The following is a 4,581-nucleotide window of genomic DNA, read 5'->3' on the forward strand; positions in this document are numbered from 1 at the left end:
GCACAGCTTCTGCGCCACGTGCAGGGCCTCGTCGAGCGAGCAGTTTTCCAGGATGGCCGCGAACTCGTCGCCACCCAGCCGGGCCACCGTGTCGCGGCCGCGAACGCCGGCCTCCAGGCGGCGGGCAACCTCGCGCAGCACCTCGTCGCCGGCGGCATGGCCGCAGTGGTCGTTGACGAGCTTGAAGCGATCGAGGTCGAAAGCCAGCAGCGCATGGTGGCTGCCATCGCGCTTGGCTCGCTCGAGCGTGCGCGCCAGGCGCTGGCCGAACTCGACGCGGTTGACAAGGCCAGTCAAGCCGTCATGGCTGGCGCGCCAGCGGATCTCGTCGAACTGGCGGCGCTGCTGGGTCACGTCGCGAAAGACCAGCACGGCGCCAAGCACGCGGCCGTCGGCATCGCGGATGGGGGCGACCGAGTCGTCCACGGCGCGCAGTTCGCCATCGCGGCTGAGCAACATGGCACCGGCAGACAGACGCGTCGGCCGGCCGGTGGCCAGGCAGCGCTGCACCGGGTCGGCCAAGGGCTCGCCGGTTTCCTCGCGCTGGGCCAGGAAGACATGGCTGGCCGGCTGGCCGCGCGCCTCGGCGGCAGACCAGCCCGTCAGCCGCTGGGCGACGGGGTTGAGCCAGGTCACGCGGCCCAGGGCATCGGTGGTCAGCACCGCATCGGCGATGGATTGCAGCGTGACCTCCAGCAGCTCATGCTGCTCCTGCAATTGCTGTTGCAAACGGCGAGCCTCGCTGACGTCCCAACAGACGCCCGACAAGCGCCGCGGCCGCCCGCCAGCATCGCGCAGCACCCGGCCGGCGCTGCGCAGCACATGGACGCTGCCATCGGGCCAGCTGACCCGCCATTCGCCGTCCAGCTGGGGCCCGTCGCGCAGGGCCGCCCGCACGGCCATGACGGCGGCGCGGCGGTCCTCGGGATGCAGGCGCTTGCGCCAGTTCGCGAGGCTGGTGCGCTGGCCACGCGGCGGCTCGCCGTGCAAACGCCACATGGCGTCGTCCCAGGTGAGTTCGCCATGGCGAGAGTCCCGCAGGTCCAGATTCCAGACGCCAATGCCGCCGCTGTGGGTGGCCAGGGCCAGGCGCTCCAGCGTGCGCTCCAGCTCGGCACGCACCTTGGCGGGTTCACTGACGTCCTGCATGACGACACCGACACGCCGGCCGGTTTCGTCTTCGTCATGGCGACCAACCACGCGCAGCACGCGGTGCCCGTTCGGGCCGGTCTCGCACGGCAACTCGACATCCCAGCCCTCGCCGTCTGCCGCAGCGCGCTGCAGGGCCGCGTCCAACATGGCAGCACCATCGGGGCCGAAACGCTGCAACAGGGCTGCCAGCGTCGGTACCTGGCCAATGGGCAGGCCAAGCAACTCGCAGGCCGAGTCGGACACCGTCAGCTTCTCGGTGCCGGCCTGCCATTCCCAGGCGCCGACGCCAGCCAGGCGGCTGCAGCGCTCCAGGAAGCGCGCGTTCTGCGCCAGCGCGAGCTGCGCGGCTGACACCGAAGCGGCGAGCACATCCCGCGGTGCCTCGTCTGCGGGCACACCCGTCTGCTGGGGTTCGCTCATCGATGCTGCTCCGACGCAAAGACGGGCAAGCATCAAGCCCACAGGAGCGGGGCCGCGTCGGCAGGACGGGCAAGGACTTGTAGGACAGGGCCGCATCCACGCGGGCCTACCGCTTGTCCTACAAGCACCGCGGCGGCGCACTGACAACCACCTGCCCCGGCGGGGCGTTCACTGGGTGCAGCGGCACCGCCGCATTCCTCAGGAGAAATCCCATGACCACCCGTCGCAACCCCTTCGCACACTGGATCGCCCCGGCTCTGCTGGGCGTGGCTGCCATGGCGGCCCTGCCTGCCGCCCGGGCCGCGGACGTCGGCGTCTCCATCGGCTTCAGCCAACCGGGCGTGTACGGGCGCGTCGACATCGGCCGCTATCCGCAACCGGTGCTGCTGGCACCCCAGCCGGTCATCATCGGCCGCCCGGCCTACCGCGCCCAGCCGGTCTATCTGTGGGTGCCGCCCGAGCACCGCCACAACTGGCGCCGCCACTGCGGCTATTACGGCGCCTGCGGCGCACCGGTCTATTTCGTCGAGGACGGCTGGTACCGCCAGAACGTCGTCGTCTACCGTGACCGCGACGGGCGCCGTGACGACTGGCATGACCGCGGCCGTCACGACCGCGGCCACGGGCACGGGCACGGGCACGGCCACCGCGACTGATAGCTCGCAAAAGGCCACGCCGGACCTGCAGTTCCGGCCATCGCCAGCGGGCTCGGCGGCCTAAAGTCGGGTCAACCCTGACCGTTGTGCCGCTTGTGCGGCTGGCCGGATGCCCGACTCTGCTGACCTTTCTTTCCCAACCCCGCTGACCCCGCCGCCGGCCCCGCGCCGGGTCTCGGCCTATGCGTGGCCCATGGCCCTGGCTCTCGCCGCCTGCGGTGGTGGCGGCGGCTCCGCGCCCAGCGAAGCGCCCGGCCCGCCGCCGCCAGCGGCCACGCCCAGCCCGCTGCCCATGCCGGTCCCGGTCCCGGTGCCAACGCCCAGCCCCTCGCCAACGCCCAGCCCCTCGCCAACGCCCAGCCCGTCGCCAAGTCCTGCACCGGCGCCCAGCCCCGCGCCCAGCCCGAGCCCGAGCCCGTCGCCCGCTCCTTCGCCGACGCCGACACCGCCGCCCCCCCCGCCCCCCCCGCCGCCTCCTCCGCCTCCTCCGCCACCACCACCGGTGTCCGGCATCGTCGCGGCGGGGCTGGCGCTGAACAGCGCCACGGTGCGCGTGCTGGACGCGACCGGCAAGGCCATCGCCACCGGCAAACCCGTCAYCGCCGCGACCGGTGCCTACGGCCCGATTGCACTGAGTGGCGACGGCCCCTTCCGCGTCGAGGCCTGTGGCAGCGTCGCCGACAAGCCAATCTGCCTTTGGGGTGTCACCAGCAGTGGCGGCACGCTGCATCTGACGCCACTGACCAGTGCCATCACCGTGCTGGCCAGTGACCAGGCTCCCGAGACGCTGATGACCGGCGCCGTGCAGGGCCTGGGCGACACCGCCCTGGCCGCCGCCCAGACYCGCCTGCGCGCAGCGCTCGCGCCAGCCCTGGCCGACGCAGGCCTGGCAAGCGACTTCGATCTGCTGGCTGGCGCGCTGACGGCCGGTTCGCACACCGGCTACGACCGCATGCTGGACACCGTCGCCGTCGGCCTGGGTGCCGACAGCAAGGCCTTCGTGACGCTGACGTCCCGCCTTGGGGCAGGCACCGCCTATCTGGAGACCAACACGACCCAGGGCAGCCTGGGCTTCGACGCCGCAGCGGCGGGGGTGGACCTCACAGGCCTGGATGCGCTGTTCACCAAGCTGATCACGGCCACGGCCAACATCAACAACTGCCAGAGCAAGTTGATCGGCCTGGAGTCCATCTTCGACGCGAATGCGCGTGCCAGCGTCGATGCGATCTCGGCCCCGTTCACTGGGGCCAAGGACGCGGCGCAGCTGGTCTGCCTGCGCATGAACGGCATCCTGGGCGAGGGCGAGGTCATGTTCGGCGGGAAGCTGCTGCGCTCCACGCTCGGCCGCTGCGACTTCGGTGTCGGTGACCCGCTGTGCCGCGTCGGCTTCGTCTATCAGAACGCCGCGGGCTTCCAGCGGCGCTTGGGGCTGGAGCAGGCCGCCGTGAAGCGCCCCTCCGGCTGGACCTTCCTTGGCAACCGCCTGGAGGTGCAGGCCACGGCCGCCGCCCGCCTGGTGCTGACGCGCCGCGTCGACAGCGCGGCACCGGACAGCTATGCGCGCTATCTGGATATCAGCATTCCCGCTATCAGCGCCAGCGGCGGGGGTGTGCTGCAGTGCGCCCGGGTCAGCCAGAAGGACGCGAGCGGTGCCGATGTGCCGCTGGCGCTGTTCAAGAAGGCCGGCGCTGGCGGCTATCTGAGCCTGTGGAGCGTCAGCAGCAGCGACGGCACACCCAGCCTCGATCCGCTCAGCGGAGCCACGCGCGGCAACAACATCGTCAGCCTGCCGGTGCCCGCGGGCGCTGCCGGCGACGCCGTGGCGCGCAATTTCGTACGCGCGGGCCGCAACCTGAAGATCGAGCTGTTCCAGGACGGCGCCTGCGGCACGCCGCTCGGCGGCCTGGATGGCGACAGCCTTGGCATTGAACTCGCCGGCCAGCTGCCCATCACGGCCGCCACCCAGAGCGGCCTGCCCTGGCCGGCGCTGGTGGCCAAGGCGGTCACCGACCTGACCGGGATGAAGGGCGCCGTCAACGCCAAGATCAGCTATGGCCCGACGTGGACCTTGCCGCGCGGCGACCTGCTGCCAGACCGCGCCCTGCTCTGCACCGACACGGCTTGCAACAGCAAACTGGCCGACCTGGAACTTGGCGTCACAGCCAAGGGCGCCTTCGCCACCGGCGCCTCGCTGAGTGCAACCGTGGGCAACACGGCCCTCAATGTCAACAGCTACAAGCTGCTGCGCATCATCGGCCGCATGCCTGATGGCCTGGTATTGCAGTTGGACAGCCAGTCCTGCTCGGCGCAGACCTCGGGGCTGCCCTGCTGAGCCAGGGCCTGTTAACACTAC

The 4,581-nt window shown here is 71.3% G+C and carries 3 protein-coding genes; 2 read left to right on the top strand and 1 reads right to left on the bottom strand.

Annotated features, from left to right (window positions below; translation table 11 throughout):
• On the bottom strand, positions 1 to 1,572 hold a 1,572-nt coding region (locus AC1DU6_RS20835; protein ID WP_477859291.1), incomplete at its 3' end, for a diguanylate cyclase.
• A 212-nt stretch (positions 1,573 to 1,784) separates the two neighbouring features.
• On the opposite strand from AC1DU6_RS20835, the gene AC1DU6_RS20840 reads away from it, so the two are divergent.
• Together AC1DU6_RS20840 and AC1DU6_RS20845 are read left to right on the top strand one after the other, a co-directional pair.
• Positions 1,785 to 2,228, top strand: a complete 444-nt coding sequence (locus AC1DU6_RS20840; protein ID WP_056204995.1) for a hypothetical protein — start codon at positions 1,785 to 1,787, stop codon at positions 2,226 to 2,228.
• A gap of 502 nt (positions 2,229 to 2,730) precedes the next feature.
• A complete protein-coding gene (locus AC1DU6_RS20845; RefSeq protein ID WP_477859293.1) occupies positions 2,731 to 4,560 on the top strand; it encodes a hypothetical protein in 1,830 nt (609 codons plus the stop codon).
• Positions 4,561 to 4,581 lie beyond the last annotated feature (21 nt).

The organism is Roseateles sp. P5_B10 (assembly GCF_056400485.1).

What these genes read in the sequence shown, in the direction of transcription:
- AC1DU6_RS20840 (WP_056204995.1), top strand. Translation starts at nt 1,785, where the DNA reads ATGACCACCCGTCGCAACCCCTTCGCACACTGGATCGCCCCGGCTCTG.